The 17,403-nt window shown below is 65.5% G+C and carries 16 protein-coding genes; all 16 read left to right on the top strand.

What is annotated here, in order from left to right; genetic code table 11:
• The first annotated feature begins 100 nt into the window (after positions 1-100).
• The 16 genes from mpl (at position 101) to pyrF (ending at position 17,401) form a co-directional block, all read left to right on the top strand.
• Positions 101-1,507 (top strand): UDP-N-acetylmuramate:L-alanyl-gamma-D-glutamyl-meso-diaminopimelate ligase, encoded by a 1,407-nt coding sequence (gene mpl / locus AWB67_RS02955; RefSeq protein ID WP_125477536.1) that lies wholly within the window; start codon positions 101-103, stop codon positions 1,505-1,507.
• Positions 1,504-2,103 carry a YqiA/YcfP family alpha/beta fold hydrolase gene (locus AWB67_RS02950; RefSeq protein WP_087654738.1) on the top strand — a complete coding sequence of 200 codons (600 nt, stop codon included), beginning with the start codon at positions 1,504-1,506 and terminating at the stop codon, positions 2,101-2,103. Before mpl ends, AWB67_RS02950 begins: the two co-directional genes overlap by 4 nt.
• A 137-nt stretch (positions 2,104-2,240) precedes the next feature.
• Positions 2,241-4,301 carry a ribonuclease catalytic domain-containing protein gene (locus AWB67_RS02945; RefSeq protein ID WP_087654737.1) on the top strand — a complete coding sequence of 687 codons (2,061 nt, stop codon included), beginning with the start codon at positions 2,241-2,243 and terminating at the stop codon, positions 4,299-4,301.
• The gene (aroE, locus tag AWB67_RS02940) at positions 4,298-5,143 is read left to right on the top strand and encodes a shikimate dehydrogenase (protein WP_087654736.1); all 846 of its coding nucleotides are present in this window, start codon (positions 4,298-4,300) and stop codon (positions 5,141-5,143) included. The genes AWB67_RS02945 and aroE overlap by 4 nt, the downstream gene beginning before the upstream one ends.
• Before the next feature lie 27 nt (positions 5,144-5,170).
• Positions 5,171-5,893, top strand: coding sequence for a monofunctional biosynthetic peptidoglycan transglycosylase (gene mtgA / locus AWB67_RS02935; protein ID WP_087654735.1), 723 nt, complete (start codon positions 5,171-5,173; stop codon positions 5,891-5,893).
• Between the two features lie 348 nt (positions 5,894-6,241).
• A complete protein-coding gene (locus tag AWB67_RS02930) occupies positions 6,242-7,177 on the top strand; it encodes an IclR family transcriptional regulator (protein ID WP_087654734.1) in 936 nt (311 codons plus the stop codon).
• Positions 7,174-8,160, top strand: coding sequence for a 2-dehydro-3-deoxygalactonokinase (locus tag AWB67_RS02925; protein ID WP_087654733.1), 987 nt, complete (start codon positions 7,174-7,176; stop codon positions 8,158-8,160). Before AWB67_RS02930 ends, AWB67_RS02925 begins: the two co-directional genes overlap by 4 nt.
• 13 nt (positions 8,161-8,173) lie before the next feature.
• Entirely contained in the window at positions 8,174-8,851 is a 678-nt protein-coding gene (locus tag AWB67_RS02920; protein WP_087654732.1) for a 2-dehydro-3-deoxy-6-phosphogalactonate aldolase, read from the top strand.
• The gene (locus AWB67_RS02915) at positions 8,848-9,630 is read left to right on the top strand and encodes an SDR family oxidoreductase (RefSeq protein WP_087654731.1); all 783 of its coding nucleotides are present in this window, start codon (positions 8,848-8,850) and stop codon (positions 9,628-9,630) included. Before AWB67_RS02920 ends, AWB67_RS02915 begins: the two co-directional genes overlap by 4 nt.
• 168 nt (positions 9,631-9,798) lie before the next feature.
• Positions 9,799-10,809, top strand: a complete 1,011-nt coding sequence (locus AWB67_RS02910) for an arabinose ABC transporter substrate-binding protein (RefSeq protein WP_087654730.1) — start codon at positions 9,799-9,801, stop codon at positions 10,807-10,809.
• A gap of 75 nt (positions 10,810-10,884) precedes the next feature.
• Positions 10,885-12,399 (top strand): L-arabinose ABC transporter ATP-binding protein AraG, encoded by a 1,515-nt coding sequence (gene araG, locus AWB67_RS02905; protein WP_087654729.1) that lies wholly within the window; start codon positions 10,885-10,887, stop codon positions 12,397-12,399.
• A 28-nt stretch (positions 12,400-12,427) separates the two neighbouring features.
• Positions 12,428-13,444 carry an L-arabinose ABC transporter permease AraH gene (gene araH / locus AWB67_RS02900; protein WP_087654728.1) on the top strand — a complete coding sequence of 339 codons (1,017 nt, stop codon included), beginning with the start codon at positions 12,428-12,430 and terminating at the stop codon, positions 13,442-13,444.
• A 25-nt stretch (positions 13,445-13,469) separates the two neighbouring features.
• Entirely contained in the window at positions 13,470-14,258 is a 789-nt protein-coding gene (locus AWB67_RS02895) for an SDR family NAD(P)-dependent oxidoreductase (protein WP_087654727.1), read from the top strand.
• Positions 14,258-15,133: an SMP-30/gluconolactonase/LRE family protein gene (locus AWB67_RS02890; protein WP_200822155.1), complete on the top strand. Its 876-nt coding sequence runs from the start codon at positions 14,258-14,260 to the stop codon at positions 15,131-15,133. Before AWB67_RS02895 ends, AWB67_RS02890 begins: the two co-directional genes overlap by 1 nt.
• Before the next feature lie 85 nt (positions 15,134-15,218).
• Positions 15,219-16,337, top strand: a complete 1,119-nt coding sequence (locus AWB67_RS02885) for an aldose 1-epimerase (RefSeq protein WP_087654726.1) — start codon at positions 15,219-15,221, stop codon at positions 16,335-16,337.
• Between the two features lie 251 nt (positions 16,338-16,588).
• The gene (gene pyrF / locus AWB67_RS02880; protein WP_087654725.1) at positions 16,589-17,401 is read left to right on the top strand and encodes an orotidine-5'-phosphate decarboxylase; all 813 of its coding nucleotides are present in this window, start codon (positions 16,589-16,591) and stop codon (positions 17,399-17,401) included.
• Positions 17,402-17,403 lie beyond the last annotated feature (2 nt).

The raw sequence follows: 17,403 nt of genomic DNA, 5'->3' as shown, positions 1-17,403 counted from the left end.
TCGGTTACAATAAGCGCCTTCTTGTTTCTTCGCGGTCGGGCCCTTGAAAGCCGCCCGGCCTGTGTTTTCCGAGACTGCGCCCCGCGCGCGACCAGGCTTTATGCACATCCACATCCTCGGCATCTGCGGCACCTTCATGGGCGGTCTCGCCGTCCTCGCCCGCGAGGCGGGCCACAAGGTCACCGGCTGCGACGCCGGCGTCTATCCGCCGATGAGCACGCAACTCGAAGCGCAAGGCATCGAGTTGATTGAAGGTTACGGCGTCGAACAGCTTTCGCTCCAACCTGATCTCTTCGTGATCGGCAACGTGGTCACGCGCGGCAATCCGCTGACGGAGGCGATTCTCGATCGCGGGCTGCCTTATACGTCGGGGCCTCAGTGGCTCGGCGAGCACGTGCTGAATGGCAAATGGGTGCTCGCGGTCGCTGGCACGCACGGCAAGACTACGACGAGTTCGATGCTCGCGTGGCTGCTAGAGGAAGGCGGGCTGAATCCGGGCTTTCTGATCGGCGGCGTGCCGCTGAACTTCGGCATTTCGGCGCGGCTGACCGATTCGAGCTTCTTCGTGATCGAAGCTGACGAGTACGACACCGCGTTCTTCGACAAGCGCTCGAAATTCGTCCACTACCGGCCGCGCACGGCGGTGCTGAACAACCTCGAATTCGATCACGCCGACATCTTCCCCGATCTCGCCGCCATCGAAACGCAATTCCATCATCTCGTGCGCACCGTGCCGGGCGTCGGGCGGGTCGTGACGAACGGCCGCGAGAGCGCGCTCGAACGCGTGCTGACGCGCGGCTGCTGGTCGGGCGTGGAACGCTTCGGCGTCGACGGCGGCTGGCAGGCGCTGCCAGCTACGGACGGCGCGACCGTCGACGAACAGTTCGCCGTGTACTGGGAAGGCGAGCGCATGGGCGTCGTCGACTGGCAGGTGCAGGGCGAGCACAACCGCATGAACGCTCTCGCGGCGATCGCGGCGGCGCGCTCGGTCGGCGTGCCGCCTTCGATATCGGTGAAGGCGCTCGGGAGTTTTCGCAACGTCAAGCGGCGCATGGAAGTGAAGGGCAGCGTCGACGGCATCACCGTCTACGACGATTTCGCCCATCATCCGACCGCCATCGAAACCACCGTCGCCGGTTTGCGTACGCGCATCGGTGGGGCGGACAAGGCGGCGCGCATTCTCGCCGTGCTCGAGCCGCGCTCGAACACGATGAAACTCGGCACGATGAAGGCGCAACTGCCTGCAAGTCTGAAAGACGCCGATCTCGTCTTCGGCTACGGCGCGCGCGAAGGCCGCGACAAGCTCGGCTGGGATCTCGCCGAAGCGCTCGAGCCGCTCGGCGAAAAGGCGCGCGCGTTCAACGAAATCGACCAATTGGTCAAGGCGGTCGTCGTCGCCGCAGAGCCGGGCGATCACGTCCTCGTGATGAGCAACGGCGGCTTCGGCGGCGTGCATCAGAAACTGCTGGACGCGCTTTCGGCGCGACCCGCCAGGGGCCACGCGTGATTCTCTACCTGCACGGCTTTCGCTCGTCACCGCAATCGTTCAAGGCGCGCGTGATGCGCGCGCGTCTCGCGGAACTCGGACGGCTCGACGAATGGCAGTGCCCGGTCCTGCCCGTTTCGCCGCGCGAAGCGATCGCGCTGGCTGAATCGCTGGTCGCAAAAGCCGATGCAGAAGATGTCACGGTCATCGGCAGTTCGCTCGGCGGCTATTACGCGACGTACCTCGCCGAAAAGCACGGCTGGCGCGCGGTACTGCTCAATCCAGCGGTCGTGCCGCAGCGCGATTTGAGCCACTACCTCGGCGAACAGCCGTTGTGGCATGGCGGCGGCAGCATCGTCGTGGAGCCGGTTCATCTCGATGAACTGCGCGCGCTCGGCGTCGACGCCATCACGCGGCCGGAGCGCTACTATCTGATAGCCGCGACCGGCGACGAAGTGCTCGACTACCGCACGATGCTCGAGCATTACCCCAACGTGCGCACGACGCTGATCCAGGGCGGCGATCACGCGATCAGCGATTTTCCGAAGTATCTGGATGAAGTGCTCGTGTTTTGCGCGCCGCGTCCGCCCGCGACGGTGGCGCACGCGGCGGCGTGAGCGTGCCGTCCGCCGTCCGCCTTCTGCCGCGAGCGAGCGCTGCGTTTAAAACCAGCGCCAGATCCACGTTGCCCTAAGCTAAATCGAATACGGCGAGCAATCGCGCTCGCCGGTCCACAGTCTTGCGAGAGTATTGAGTGAACGTTTTCTTTGAGGAATCGGGTAGTTTCAAGGCCGGAGCGGTCCTGTCGAAACAGGGCGACGCCTTCCAGGTCGAGTTGCCGGGCGGCCGGCGAGCGAAAGTGCGCGCGAAAGACGTGTTGATCGAATTCGAGAAGCCCACCGCCGGCGACCTGATAAAGGAAGCCGACACCATCGCCCAGGACATCGACCTCGACTTCCTGTGGGAATGCGCGCCCGACGAAGAGTTTCCGTTCGCGACGCTCGGCGCCGATTATTTCGGCGACAAGTTCGGCGCGGTCGAACGCGCGGCGCTCGTGCTGCGCATGCACGGCGCGCCGGTGTATTTCCGCCGCAAGGGGCGCGGGCAGTATCAGCGCGCGCCGCAGGAACAGTTGCAGATGGCGCTCGCGTCGCTGGAAAAGAAGCGCCAGCAGGCGCTCGTGCAGGCCGGCTACGAAGAGGAACTGAAGGCGGGCAAGCTGCCCGAGGCGCTCGCCGGCAAGGCGATCGGCCTCCTGACCAAGCCCGACAAGAATTCGATTGAATACAAGGCGCTCGAAGCCGCCGCTGCTGCGCGCGGCATTTCGCAGGCGCGGCTGATGCTCGAATGCGGCGGGATTCCGTCGGCGCGGGCGTTGCACGAGGCGCGTTTCCTGTCCGAATTCTTCCCGCACGGCATCGGTTTTGCGGCGGTCGAGATTCCGCCGCTGCCTGAGGATTTGCCCCAAGCGGACGTCGAAGCGTTCTCCATCGACGACGTCACGACCACCGAAATCGACGATGCCTTCTCCGTCGAGCATCTGGCAGATGGCCGCGTGCGCGTCGGTATCCATATTGCGGCGCCGGCGCTCGGCATCGCGCGCGGCGACATGGTCGATGCGATCGCGCGCACGCGTCTTTCCACGGTCTACATGCCCGGCGACAAGATAACGATGATGCCCGACAGCGTCGTCGAGGCGTTCACGCTCGCCGAGGGCGGGCTGCGCCCGGCGCTGTCGCTGTACATCATCGTGAATCGCGCGACGCAGGAGATCGTCGCCACCGAGACGCGCGCCGAGCGCGTGTTCGTGAAGAGCAACCTGCGCCACAACCATCTCGATGAATTCGTCACCGAGGAAACGCTCGCGAACGGCAGCGGCGATTATCCGCACAAGGCAGACATCGCGGTCCTTTGGCCGCTCGCACAGGCGCTGTTCGAGAAGCGCCAGGAAGCGCGCGCGACTTACGGCCTGCGTCGCGAAGTGCAGCGCAACAACGATTTCAACTTCTATGTGGAAGGCGAACACATCACGATCACGCCGCGCCGTCGCGGATCGCCGCTCGATCTGATCGTCGCGGAACTGGCGATTCTCGCGAATTCGTCGTGGGGCGCGTTTTTGAACGACCACGGCGTGCCGGGCATCTACCGCTCGCAGCGCGGTTTCGGCGGGCCGGGCCCGAAGCGCACCCGCATGCAGACGACGCCCGCGCCCCACGAAGGCTTGGGCGTCGCGCAATACGCGTGGAGCACGTCGCCGCTGCGCCGCTACGTCGATCTGGTGAACCAGTGGCAGTTGCTCGCATGCGTGCAGCACGGCGTGACGGCGAAGCTCGCCGCGCCGTTCAAGCCGAAGGACGCCGATCTCTTTGCTGTCGTGCAGGGCTTCGACGATACGTATTCCGCCTACGCCGATCACCAGCGCCGCATGGAGTATTTCTGGTGCCTGCGCTGGCTCAAGCAGGAGAACAGGAAGCACGTGGCGGCGTCGGTGGTGAAGGACGATCTCGTGCGCCTCGACGAAATCCCGCTGATGCTGCATGTGCCGGGTCTCGGCGTGCACGCGCGCGGCACGAAGGTGATGCTCGACGTGATGTCGATCGATGAACTGACCGTCGAGGCGTCGTGCCGGCTGCTGCATGTAATCGATGCGCCGTCGGCATCGGCTGAAGTCGCGGAAGAGGAGGCCGAAGAGGAAATTATCGAGACGACCGATCTGAGCGCCGAAAGCGAAGCCGAAGCGCAGGCCGAAGCCACGCCGGAAGCCCCGGCCGGCGAGCCCGAACAACCCCCCACCGACGCGACGGAGACGCGATGAACCTCGACCGCTACGCCGTGATCGGCAATCCGATCGAACACAGCAAGTCGCCGTGGATTCACGCGCGTTTCGCCGAGCAGACGGGCGAGCCGGTCGAGTACGGCCGCATCCTCGGGACGATCGGCGCGTTCGCGAACGACGTGCGCGCGTTCATCGAAGCGGGCGGACGCGGCATGAACGTGACCGTGCCGTTCAAGCTCGACGCCCACGCGCTCGCCGATTCGCTCACACCGCGCGCCGCTGCGGCGGGCGCGGTGAACACGCTTGCGTTCACCATCGACGGCATTCGCGGCGACAACACCGATGGCGTCGGCATCGTGCGCGACATCGAGCAGAACCTCGGCGTGCGGCTCGAAGGCGCGCGGATTCTGCTGCTCGGCGCGGGTGGCGCGGCGCGCGGCGTCGTGCTGCCGATGTTCGAGAAGAAGCCCGCCGCGTTGACGATCGTGAACCGGACAGCAGCCAAAGCGCATCAATTGGTCGATCAATTCGCCGATGCCGCAGAGGCCGCGCACGTGCGCTTTTCGGGCGGCGGCGCGGATGCCGTCGAAGCCGGCCCATACGACGTGATCGTCAACGCGACAGCCGGCAGCCTCGACGCCGCGCTCCCCGATTGCGACGACGGCGTCTATGGCTCAGGCTCGCTCACCTACGACATGATGTACAGCCCGCAGCCGACGGTTTTCATGCGCCACGCGGAAGCGCTCGGCGCGCGCGCGTCGGATGGGCTCGGGATGCTGGTCGAGCAGGCGGCGGAATCGTTCTATGTGTGGCGCGGCGTGCGGCCCGACGGCGGCGTCGTGTTGCGCGAACTGCGCAAGGTTCTGAGCGCGCAAGCCTGATCCACCGGACCGCGCGGACTTCCTGCCATGACACGAACGAAAACGGCGGTTCGTCTCGGCCCGGCGCGCTGGATTCTGTACGGCGTCTCGGTGCTCGCCATCGCGTTCCTCGCGACGCAACTCTACTTTTTCGCGCAGATCGCTATCTGGACGACGGTCAATCCGTCGTCGACCGCTTTCATGCGTTCCGATGCGTGGCGGCTCAAGCAGGAGCGGCCTGATCTGTCGATCCAGCGCACCTGGGTTCCGTATGACCAGATTTCGCGCAATCTGAAGCGCGCGATCATCGCGTCGGAGGATGCAAACTTCGCCAGCAACAACGGCTACGAAACCGACGCCATCCTGCAAGCCTGGGAGAAGAACAAGGCGCGCGGGAAGATCGTCGCGGGCGGGTCCACGATTTCGCAGCAGCTCGCGCGCAATCTGTTCCTGTCGCGGGAGAAGAGCTATATCCGCAAGGCCGATGAGCTCGTCATCACGTGGATGCTCGAACTGCTGATGGACAAGGAACGCATCTTCGAGATCTATCTCAATTCGGTGGAATGGGGCAACGGCGTGTATGGGGCGCAAGCGGCGGCGCAGTATTACTTCAAGACGTCGGCGGCAAATCTGACGCCCGCGCAAAGTGCGAGGCTCGCGGTGATGCTGCCCCGTCCGCGATATTTCGATGAGCATCGCGGTTCGGCGTATCTGACGCAACGCGCAAGAGTGATCGCAAAGCGCATGGGAGCAGCCGAATTGCCGCAGTGAGTTTTTAGTGTGATGCCGCTAAACGAGTAAAGCCCTGATTTATCAGGGCTTTTTTATTTGTCCTTGTCGAGTAACTCCCATTATCTGAACACTGCAATCACATATTGAATTTTCGAGACAAGCGGAACTAGAATTCGTCCACAGCCTGAACGGCACTCGCGATGCGGCAAATCCAGCACGAGCCGCGCGAAAAAAGAACGGAGACAAGCCATGCCATCGACCGACCGCCTGCGCCCGCAGGCCGCGCCGCCACGTCCGGCGATTTCCCTCGCCGCGCGCCGTTTGCGTCTCACGCCCCGCGCCTGACGCCGCGCCGCCCAGTCCAACGAGCATCGAGCATCGAGCGCCATGAACAAGCCTACGAATTCCGATATCGACCTTGACGTCGCTGACGCCGTCGCGCCGAAAGCCGTCGATAAAACCAACGCAAGCGCGAACGGCCGCGATCCCGACTCGCTGGCGCTGCCGAGCGCGCTCGTCGACATCACGCCGCAGCAGGCGGGCACGCAGACGCTCTTGCGCGGCCTCGCGATCCTCGAAGCCGCCGCGAACGGCGCGCGCGACCTGCGCGCGTTCGGCGCCGCGCTCGGCACGACGCGCAGCACGACGCACCGCCTCGTCAGCTCGCTCGTGCAGGCGCGCTATCTGCGGCAAGTGCAGGGCGGCTATCTGCTCGGGCCGAAGCTGATCGAACTCGGCACGATCGCGCTCGAACAGATGCCACTCACCGCCGTCGCGCGCCCGCATCTCGAAGCGCTCGCGCAGCACACTCACGACACGATCCACCTCGGCGTGCGCGATGGCGACGACGTCCTCTACATCGACAAGATCCCCGGCACGCGCGGCCTCGAAATGCGCTCGCGCGTCGGGCACCGGATGCCGCTCGCATCGACCGGCATCGGCAAGGCGATGATGCTCGACCTCCCGCACGAGTTGTGGAAGAAGCTGCTGGAGTCGTCGCACCGGGCGCTCGCCGGCGCGAGTTTCAAGCCCGACCATCGGCCCGACATCGATACTTTTTTGCAGCGCATGACGCGCTATGCGCAGGGCGGCTTCACGTTCGACCTCGAAGAAAACGAAGCGTCGATCCGTTGTGTCGCGGCGCCCGTGCGCGACGCTTCGGGCGCGATCGTGGCGGCGCTCTCGGTGGCGAGCACGATTCCCTACATGCCGCACGAGCGCATGGAAGAATTGATTCCGGTCGTGCAGCGCGAAGCGCGCGCGATCTCGGAGGAACTCGGCTGGCGCGTGCCGCAGCCCACGACGCGCAGGATCAAGCGATGAGCGACGCGACCCCGAAGCACGCAGCCGCGCTCGTCGCCCTCGATTGGGGCACCACCGCGCTGCGCGCCTACCTGCTCGGCGACGACGGCGCGGTGCTGGATTCGCGCGCGTCGCCGGCGGGGATCATGAAGCTGCCCGCGGGCGGCTTCGACCAGGCGTTCGACGAAACCTGCGGCGGGTGGCTCGCAAGCCATCCCGGACTGCCGGTGATCGCCGCAGGCATGGTCGGCAGCGCGCAGGGTTGGGTGGAAGCGCCGTATGTCGAAACGCCCGCCGATGCCTCGGCGCTCGTGAAAGGCATCGTCGAGGTGTCGGCGGCGAACGGCGCGACGGTCCACATCGTGCCCGGCGTGCTGCAGGCCGGCGCGATGCCGAATGTCATGCGCGGCGAGGAGACGCAGATCGTCGGCGCGCTCGCCGGCGACGCCGCGCTCGGACACGAGCCGCACGGCGCGCTGATCGGCCTGCCGGGCACGCACGCTAAGTGGGCGTTCGTGTTCGAAGGGCGCATCGAGCGCTTTTATACATTCATGACCGGCGAGACGTTCGGCGCGCTGCGCGACCACACGATCCTCGGCCGCACGATGCGCGCGACCGCGCAGCAGGACCCGGACGCGTTCGTTCGCGGCGTCGATACGGCGAAGGACGCGGGTCACGCGGGCATGCTCGCGACGATTTTCAGCACCCGGACGCTCGGGCTGACCGGCCAGCTCGCACCGGAGCAGCAGTCGGATTATTTGTCGGGGCTTTTGATCGGCCACGAATTGCGCGGACTGAACGAGGTGCTCGCGCGTGAGCAGTCGAATCTCGCAGGGCGGACGCTGCGGCTGATCGGCAACGAGGCGCTGTGCGAGCGGTATCGCGTGGCGCTCGAACGCTTCGGCTGCGACGACGCGAAAACCGTCGCCGATGCCACCGAACGTGGTCTTTTCCGCATCGCAGCGCAGGCGGGACTCGTGCGCGCCGCCGTCCGCGCCAACTGAAAGGAGTAGCGACATGCAACCTCACATCAACCTGCCCGCGCCGTACGCGCCGCACGCCGGACTTGACGCCGCGTTCAGCGCCTGTCCGCTGATCGCGATCCTGCGCGGCGTCACGCCCGCCGATGCCGCCGACCACGGCCGCGCGCTCTACGAAGCGGGGTTTCGCATCGTCGAGGTGCCGCTCAATTCGCCGCAGCCGTTCGACAGCATCGCCGCGATCCGCCAGGCGCTGCCCGCCGACGCGATCGTCGGGGCGGGGACGGTGCTGCATTCGAGCTTCGTCGCGCAGGTGAAGGCTGCGGGCGGCGATCTGATCGTCATGCCGCACAGCGACGCCGACGTCGTGCGCGCCGCGAAAGCGCAGGGCCTCGCGTGCGCGCCGGGCGTCGCGACGCCGAACGAGGCGTTCATCGCGCTGAAGAACGGCGCCGACGTGCTGAAGATGTTCCCGGCCGAGCAGCTCGGGCCGCACGTCGTGAAGGCGTGGCGCGCGGTGATCGCGGCGGCGGTGCCGCTCGTGCCGGTCGGCGGGATTTCGCCGGACAACATGGGGCCGTTCCTCACGGCGGGCGCGAACGGCTTCGGCCTCGGCTCGGCGCTGTACACGCCGGGGCAGAGCGCGGCCGTCACGGCATCGCATGCGAAGGCGTTCGTCAACGGATTGCGCATCGCGCGGGGTGAGAAGAAATGACGGCGCGTCTCTCCGGCAAGGTCGGTTTGATCACGGGCGCCGGGCGCGGAATCGGCGCGGCGATCGCGCTCGCCTTCGCGCGCGAAGGCGCTGCGGTGGTGCTCGCGGAACTCGATATCGAGACGGCGCGCGCGACGGCCGAACGCATCGTGCGGGAGACCGGCTCGCAAAACGTGCTCGCTGTGCAGACCGACGTGACGCAAAGCGCCTCGGTGCAGGAAGCGGTCGCGCGGGCGCAGGCATCGTTCGGTCCGGTCGACGTGCTCGTCAACAACGCGGGCATCAACATGTTCCGCGACCCGCTCACGATGACCGACGACGACTGGCGCCGCTGCTTCGCCGTCGATCTCGACGGCGTCTGGAACGGCTGCCGCGCGGTGCTGCCGGGCATGGTCGAGCGCGGTGCGGGCAGCATCGTGAACATCGCCTCGACGCACAGTTTCAAGATCATCCGCGGCTGCTTCCCGTATCCGGTCGCGAAGCACGGCGTGATCGGCCTGACGCGCGCGCTCGGCATCGAATACGCGGAGCGCAACGTGCGCGTCAATGCGATCGCGCCGGGTTATATCGAGACGCAGCTCGCGTATGACTGGTGGAACGAACAACCCGATCCCGCCGCCGCGAAGCAGGCGACGCTCGATCTCCAGCCGATGAAGCGCATGGGCCGGCCGGAAGAAGTGGCAATGACGGCGGTGTTCCTCGCATCGGACGAGGCGCCGTTTATCAACGCAAGCTGCATCACCGTGGATGGCGGGCGTTCGGTGCTTTACCACGATTGAGAAAGATTTCACGCACAGGCCGTGGTGCGACATAAGAAGCCGTGCCGCTTCGCGGCATGGGACCAGAGTAAGCGCCAAAGAACTAGCTCTGGTCGACACACGGCCACACACCTTCGTTAGCGCTCTAAAAAGCGCATGGACCAAGAAACACACGTCAGGAGACACAACATGAAACGCAGAATGTTCCTCACGCTGGTTGCCGCGACCACCGCCGCGAGCGCCACGCTGATTTCGGCACCGGTGGCGCAAGCTGCCGATCAGGTCAAGATCGGCTTTCTCGTGAAGCAGCCCGAGGAGCCGTGGTTCCAGGACGAGTGGAAGTTCGCGGAAATGGCCGCCAAGGAGAAAGGCTTCACGCTCGTGAAGATCGGCGCACCGTCGGGCGAAAAGGTGATGAGCGCGATCGACAACCTCGCCGCCCAGAAGGCGCAAGGCTTCGTGATCTGCACGCCTGACGTGAAGCTCGGGCCGGGCATCGTTGCCAAGGCCAAAGCCGACGGTCTGAAGATGATGACGGTCGATGACCGCCTGGTCGACGGCGCCGGCAAGCCGATCGAATCGGTGCCGCACATGGGCATCTCGGCTTACAACATCGGCAAGCAAGTGGGCGAGGGCATCGCCGCCGAGATCAAGAAGCGCGGCTGGAACATGGCCGACGTCGGCGCGATCGACGTGACCTACGAGCAGCTCCCGACCGCCCACGACCGCACGACCGGCGCCGCCGACGCGCTCGTCGCCGCTGGCTTCCCGAAGGCCAACATCATCATGGCGCCGCAGGCGAAGACCGACACGGAAAACGCGTTCAACGCCGCGAACATCGCGCTCACGAAGAACACGAAGTTCAAGCACTGGGTGGCGTTCGCGCTGAACGACGAAGGCGTGCTCGGCGCCGTGCGCGCGGCGGAAGGCCGGGGCTTCAAGGCGGACAACATGATCGGCGTGGGGATCGGCGGATCGGATTCGGCGTTGAACGAGTTCAAGAAGCCGAACCCGACCGGCTTCTTCGGCACCGTGATCATCAGCCCGAAGCGCCACGGCGAGGAAACGTCGGAACTGATGTACGCCTGGATCAAGGACGGCAAGGAACCGCCGAAGCTCACGCTCACGAGCGGCATGCTCGCGACCCGCGACAACGTGGCGGAAGTGCGTGAAAAGATGGGCTTGGCGTCGGCTAAGTAAGGTTCTACGTCAGGTGGAAGAAAGGCCGTCCACGTATGTTTATCGGACGGCCTTCGAAGAACTCAAGGAGGCGATGTGTCAGCGACGCTGCGTTTTGACAATATCGGCAAGGTGTTTCCAGGCGTGCGCGCGCTCGACGGCGTGTCGTTCGACGTCCACGCAGGCGAGGTTCACGGCCTGATGGGCGAGAACGGCGCAGGTAAATCGACCTTGCTCAAGATTCTCGGCGGTGAGTACCAGCCCGACTCGGGCCGCGTCCTCATCGACGACAAGGAAGTGCATTTTCCGAGCGCGGCGGCATCGATTGCGGCCGGGATCGCGGTGATCCACCAGGAACTGCAATACGTGCCGGATCTCACGGTTGCCGAAAACCTGTTGCTCGGCGCGCTGCCGAGCACGTTCGGCTGGGTGAACAAGCGCGAAGCGAAAAAGCATGTGAAGGAACGCTTGCAAGCGATGGGCGTCGATCTGGACCCCAACGCCAAGCTGCGCAAGCTCTCGATCGCGCAGCGGCAGATGGTGGAAATTTGTAAAGCGCTGCTCCGCAACGCGCGGGTGATCGCACTCGATGAACCGACGAGCTCGCTCTCGCACCGCGAAACCGAAGTGCTCTTCAAGCTCGTGCGCGATCTGCAGGCGGACAACCGCGCGCTGATCTACATCTCGCACCGCATGGACGAGATCTACGAGCTGTGCAACACCTGCACGATTTTCCGCGACGGTCGCAAGATCAAGTCGCACGAAAAACTCGCCGACGTGCCGCGCGAGACGCTCGTGCAGGAGATGGTCGGCCGCGAAATCAGCGACATCTACGACTACAAGCCGCGCGAACTCGGCCCGGTGCGCTTTTCGGTCGCGAACGTCGAAGGGCATGTGCTGAACGCGCCGGCCAGCTTCGAGGTGCGGCGCGGAGAGATCGTCGGGTTCTTCGGGCTCGTCGGCGCGGGGCGCAGCGAGTTGATGCACCTCGTCTACGGTGCCGACAAGAAAAAAGCGGGCACGATCGAACTCGACGGCAAGCCGATCAAGGTGCGCAGCACCGGCGAGGCGATCCGCAACGGCATCGTGCTGTGTCCGGAAGACCGCAAGGAAGAAGGCGTGATCGCGATGGCGACGGTCGCGGAGAACATCAACATCTCGTGCCGCCGGCACTATCTGCACGGCGGGTTCTTCCTCGACCGCAAGAAGGAAGCGCAGACGGCCGAGCGCTTCATCAAGCTGCTCAAGATCAAGACGCCGAGCCGCAAGCAGAAGATCCGCTTCCTGTCGGGCGGCAACCAGCAGAAGGCGATTCTGTCGCGCTGGCTCGCCGAGCCGGACCTGAAAGTCGTGATCCTCGACGAACCGACGCGCGGCATCGACGTCGGCGCGAAGCACGAAATCTACAACGTCATCTATCAACTAGCCGAGCGCGGCTGCGCGATCTTGATGATCTCGTCAGAGCTGCCGGAAGTGCTCGGCGTGTCGGACCGGATCGTCGTGATGCGACAGGGTCGGATCGCGGGGGAATTGCCGCGCGCGCGGGCGAACGAACAATCGGTGCTGAGTCTCGCGCTGCCGCAGTCGGATACGACGGCCAAGGCGGCCTGAACGGGTTCTAGGGAATACGGAGCGAATCATGGAAGCAAGAGAAAACATCGTCAGCCAGGCGAGCGAATCGGTCGCGAACGCGCTGATTCCGCCGAAAACCGACAAGCAGAAATGGTGGCAACAGATCACCGAATACAGCCTGATCGTGATCTTCATCGTGATGTTCGTCACGATGTCGGCGACGGTCGACCACTTCTTCTCGATCGAGAACATGCTCGGCCTCGCGCTCTCGATCTCGCAGATCGGCATGGTCGCGTGCACGATGATGTTCTGCCTCGCGTCGCGCGACTTCGACCTCTCGGTCGGCTCGACGATCGCGTTTGCCGGCGTCCTCTGCGCGATGGTGCTCAACGCCACCGGCAACACGTTCATCTCGATCGTCGCGGCGGTCGCGGCGGGCGCGGTGATCGGCTTCATCAACGGCGCGGTGATCGCGTACCTGCGCATCAACGCGCTGATCACGACGCTCGCGACGATGGAAATCGTGCGCGGGTTCGGTTTCATCGTGTCGCACGGGCAGGCGGTGGGCGTGTCGTCGGATACTTTTATCGCGCTCGGCGGACTGACGCTCTTCGGCATCTCCCTGCCGATCTGGGTCACGCTCGCGTGCTTCATCGTTTTTGGCGTATTGCTCAACCAAACGGTGTATGGTCGCAATACTTTGGCGATCGGCGGCAATCCGGAAGCGTCGCGGCTCGCGGGGATCAACGTCGAACGCACGCGCGTCTGGATTTTCCTGATTCAGGGCGCCGTCACCGCGCTGGCGGGCGTGATCCTCGCGTCGCGGATCACTTCCGGTCAGCCGAACGCCGCGCAGGGTTTCGAGCTGAACGTGATTTCGGCGTGCGTGCTGGGCGGCGTGTCGCTGCTGGGCGGCCGCGCGACGATTTCGGGCGTCGTGATCGGCGTGCTGATCATGGGCACGGTCGAGAACGTGATGAACCTGATGAACATCGACGCCTTCTACCAGTACCTCGTGCGCGGCGCGATCCTGCTGGCGGCGGTGCTGCTCGACCAGTTGAAGAACCGCGGATCGCGTGACTAACCATTTGTCAGAGGGAAGAACGAGCATGGCATCCATCGATACGGCGCTCGCGCGCTATCCCAGCCTCGCCGGCAAGACGGTGCTGATCACAGGCGGCGCGACCGGCATCGGCGCGGGCTTCGTCGAGCATTTCTTCGATCAGGGCGCGAAGGTCGCGTTCTTCGACATCGATACCGACGCGGGCGAAGCGCTAGCCGACCAACTGGGCGCGGATCTCGCCGAAGGCCGCTTCCGGCCGATGTTCCTGCGCGTCGATCTCACCGATATCGACGCGTTGCGAAAAGGCATCGCCGACGTGCGCAATGCGCTCGGACCGATCGCGGTGCTGGTGAACAACGCCGCGAACGACAAGCGCCACAAGATAGAGGACGTGACGCCCGAGTCCTACGACGCGGGCATCGCGGTGAACATCCGGCACCAGTTTTTCGCGGCGCAAGCCGTGATCGAGGACATGAAGCAACTCGGCGGCGGCTCGATCATCAATCTCGGATCGGTGAGCTGGATGCTCAAGAACGGCGGCTATCCGGTCTACGTGACGGCGAAGTCGGCGGTGCAGGGCATGACGCGCGGCCTCGCGCGCGATCTGGGGCCGTTCAACATCCGGGTGAATACGCTCGTGCCGGGCTGGGTGATGACGGAAAAGCAAAAGCGCCTCTGGCTCGACGACGCCGGCCGCCGCACGCTCAAGGAAGGGCAGTGCATCGACGGCGAACTGCTGCCGGTGCATCTCGCGCGCGCCGCGCTCTTCCTCGCCTCCGACGACAGCCGCATGATGACCGCGCAGGACATGGTCATCGACGCAGGCTGGGCGTGATGGCAGCGCCCGCGGAACTCCTGGTCGACAGCCAGTGCGCGCTGGGCGAAGGCGCGACGTGGTGCGCGTCGAGCGGGCGGTTCTACTGGACCGACATTGAAGGCGCGCGCTTGTGGCGCTATGATCCGCGCGATCGGACGAGCCATTCGTTCGCGATGTCCGAGCGGCTCGCGTGCTTTGCTCTGTGCGCCGATCCGGGATTCTTGCTGCTGGGGCTCGCGTCGCGGCTCGCGTTCTTCAACCTCGCGACGGGCGAAATCGACACGGTCATGGACGTCGAAGCCGGCCTGCCGACGCGCGTGAACGACGGCCGATGCGACCGCCAGGGGCGCTTCGTGTTCGGCACGAAGCACGATGTGGCGAAGGCCGAGGCGATCGGCGGGTTTTATCGGCTGAATGCGGATTTGTCGCTGGAACGGCTGCCGCTCGGCGATTGCGCGATTTCGAACAGCATCGCGTTCAGCCCGGACGGCGCGACGATGTACTACTGCGATTCGCCGGCGCGTGAAATCCGCGCCTGCGACTACCCGACGTTCGACAACGATCGCGTGTTCGTCGAGCTGAAAGACGCCACCGGCGAACCCGACGGCTCCGCCATCGACGGCGATGGCGGCCTTTGGAACGCGCAGTGGGGCGGCGCGCGCGTCGTACGCTACGGACCGGACGGCCGCGAGACCGCGCGCGTCGACGTGCCGACCGCGCAGCCGAGCTGCGTCGCGTTCGGCGGCGCGGACTTTGGGACGCTATATGTGACGAGCGCGCGCATCGGCCTCGACGATCAGGCGCTGCAAGGCGACTTGCACGCAGGCGGTGTTTTCATCGCGACACCCGGCGCGCGCGGTGTCGCCGAGCCGGTGTTCGCAGGAAAGGCGTAAGTCAAGAATCCGAGACGGCGCGCAACGACGCGCCGTCCGCCCGACCGGCCAAGCCGGACTGTCGCCTCTCGATGGAGCGTGAGCCATGACTGTTGCCCGAACAGTTTCAGCGGAAAGCGTGAAGCCTGCATCCACTTCGACGTCCTCCACGGCGGGAGCCAGCGCCCGCGCCTCGCGGCTCGCCGCCGCCACCGAGCCGCCGATACGGCCCGGGCCCGGCACTTCAGTCGTCGCGATGGGCGGTGCCGTGGTCGACGGCTGCATCACGCTTGCGAATTCGCACTTGCGGCTCGACGTGGCGCCCGCGCTCGGAGGCGGCATCACGCGTTTCGACTGGCGTCATGAAGGCGCGCTCGTGCCGATCTTCCGCCCTTGCGCCGAGCCGTGCGCCGATACCGATCCGAACCAGCTCGCTTGTTATCCACTCCTGCCGTACTCGAACCGTATCGGCAACGGGCATTTCAATTTCTCCGGCCGCGCGATCGACGTGCCGCGCAATCGCGACGACGAACCGTTGCCGCTGCACGGCGATGGCTGGCTCGGCGCGTGGGAAGTGGACGAGCAGGAGCCGTCGCACGTGCGCCTGACGCTCGACCGGCGCGCCGGCAAGCCGTATTCGTATCGCGCGGCGCAGACGTATCGGCTGGATGGCGCGACGCTCGTCGTCACGCTGCATGTCGAGAATACCGGCCGTGACGCACTGCCGTTTGGCCTCGGCCTGCATCCGTTCCTGATGCGCGAGGCGGACACGGAACTGTCGGCGGCGGCGGGTGGCCTGTGGCTCTGCGGCGACGACTGGCTTCCCGTGCGCCATGTTCCGGCGCCGCCGGCGTGGCAGTTCGGCGTCGCCTACCCGATGCCTTCGACGCTCGTGAACAACGCGTTCACCGGCTGGAGCGGCCGCACGAGCGTGATGTGGCCGAAGCGCCGTCTCTCGCTGACAATTTCCGCGAACACGGATTACTACGTGCTGTACGCGCCGCCGGGGGAGAATTATTTCTGCTTCGAGCCGGTCGATCATCCGATCAACGCGGTGAATTTGCCGGGCGGCGGCGAAGCGCACGGCATGACGGTGCTCGCGCCCGGCGAGAAGCTGACGCGGGAGTTTCGCTTTACGGTCGAGCGCACGGGGGAATCCGCGCGACGCGGACGGCCGCGGTCGGCAGCCGGGACGAAGGCGCGGGGCAGGGCGGCGGCGCGGTAGGGGTAATTTGAGCGTTGCGGTGGGTGTATGCATTTGCCTTGCCGGGAGGTGAGGGCGTGGGACTGCTGACCGCCACGGCGAGAGAGACGACGTTTTTGAGGAAACGAAAGCTGCCGCCAGCAGCCGTTCTCCCTCAACCACGAGCGAAGCACCCTTACGAACGAGCCTTCGCCGCAAGCGTACCCCCGCCGGGATCGGAACCACCCTCACACGTTAAAATGCGTGGCATCGAACCTTCCCTCCGGCCTGCCATGCCCTTCATCGAATCTCTCAACGCCGCGTGGACGCGGACTCAGTCGCTCCTGTGCGTCGGCCTCGACCCGGAGCCGTCCAAATTTCCCGGAGCGCTGAAGAACCGTCCCGATGCGATCTTCGACTTCTGCCGCGCCATCGTCGATGCCACCGCGCCGTACGCGTCGTCGTTCAAGCCGCAGATCGCGTATTTCGCGGCGAACCGCGCCGAGGACCAGCTCGAACAGTTGATCGCGCACATCCACGAGCAGCATCCCGGCCTGCCGGTGATCCTCGATGCGAAGCGCGGCGACATCGGCAGCACGGCCGAGCAGTACGCGCGCGAAGCGTTCGAGCGCTACGACGCCGACGCCGTCACGGTCAATCCGTACATGGGTTTCGATTCGATCGAGCCGTATCTCGCGCACGAAGGGCGCGGCGTGATCGTACTGTGTCGCACGTCGAACCCCGGCGGCTCCGATTTGCAATTTCTGAACACCGACGGCCGCCCGCTCTATCACGTCGTCGCGCGGCTCGCGGCGGAGAAATGGAACGCGAACGGGCAGCTTGGCCTCGTCGTCGGCGCGACGTTTCCGCGAGAGGTCGAAGTGGTGCGGGGGATCGTCGGGGACATGCCGCTCCTGATTCCGGGCATCGGCGCGCAGGGCGGCGACGTCGAGGCGACGGTGCGTGCCGGCCGCACGGAAGGCGGCGCGGGGATGCTGATCAATTCGTCGCGCGCGATCATCTATGCCGGCAAGGGCGACGATTTCGCCGCCGCCGCTGCCGAAGCGGCGAAGAAAACGCGCGACACGATCAACCTGTATCGCTGAGC

This window comes from Caballeronia terrestris, from assembly GCF_001544515.1.
In the GTDB taxonomy this organism is placed as follows: Bacteria; Pseudomonadota; Gammaproteobacteria; order Burkholderiales; family Burkholderiaceae; genus Caballeronia; species Caballeronia terrestris.
This window is presented reverse-complemented; position numbering and strand designations above follow the sequence as displayed.

Bases quoted from the DNA above. Each gene is read 5' to 3' on its own strand.
- AWB67_RS02885 (WP_087654726.1), top strand. From the start codon at position 15,219: ATGACTGTTGCCCGAACAGTTTCAGCGGAAAGCGTGAAGCCTGCATCC.
- AWB67_RS02920 (WP_087654732.1), top strand. From the start codon at position 8,174: ATGCAACCTCACATCAACCTGCCCGCGCCGTACGCGCCGCACGCCGGA.
- AWB67_RS02890 (WP_200822155.1), top strand. From the start codon at position 14,258: ATGGCAGCGCCCGCGGAACTCCTGGTCGACAGCCAGTGCGCGCTGGGC.
- araH (WP_087654728.1), top strand. From the start codon at position 12,428: ATGGAAGCAAGAGAAAACATCGTCAGCCAGGCGAGCGAATCGGTCGCG.
- AWB67_RS02895 (WP_087654727.1), top strand. From the start codon at position 13,470: ATGGCATCCATCGATACGGCGCTCGCGCGCTATCCCAGCCTCGCCGGC.
- AWB67_RS02930 (WP_087654734.1), top strand. From the start codon at position 6,242: ATGAACAAGCCTACGAATTCCGATATCGACCTTGACGTCGCTGACGCC.
- pyrF (WP_087654725.1), top strand. From the start codon at position 16,589: ATGCCCTTCATCGAATCTCTCAACGCCGCGTGGACGCGGACTCAGTCG.
- mpl (WP_125477536.1), top strand. From the start codon at position 101: ATGCACATCCACATCCTCGGCATCTGCGGCACCTTCATGGGCGGTCTC.
- AWB67_RS02915 (WP_087654731.1), top strand. From the start codon at position 8,848: ATGACGGCGCGTCTCTCCGGCAAGGTCGGTTTGATCACGGGCGCCGGG.
- mtgA (WP_087654735.1), top strand. From the start codon at position 5,171: ATGACACGAACGAAAACGGCGGTTCGTCTCGGCCCGGCGCGCTGGATT.
- AWB67_RS02910 (WP_087654730.1), top strand. From the start codon at position 9,799: ATGAAACGCAGAATGTTCCTCACGCTGGTTGCCGCGACCACCGCCGCG.
- aroE (WP_087654736.1), top strand. From the start codon at position 4,298: ATGAACCTCGACCGCTACGCCGTGATCGGCAATCCGATCGAACACAGC.
- AWB67_RS02925 (WP_087654733.1), top strand. From the start codon at position 7,174: ATGAGCGACGCGACCCCGAAGCACGCAGCCGCGCTCGTCGCCCTCGAT.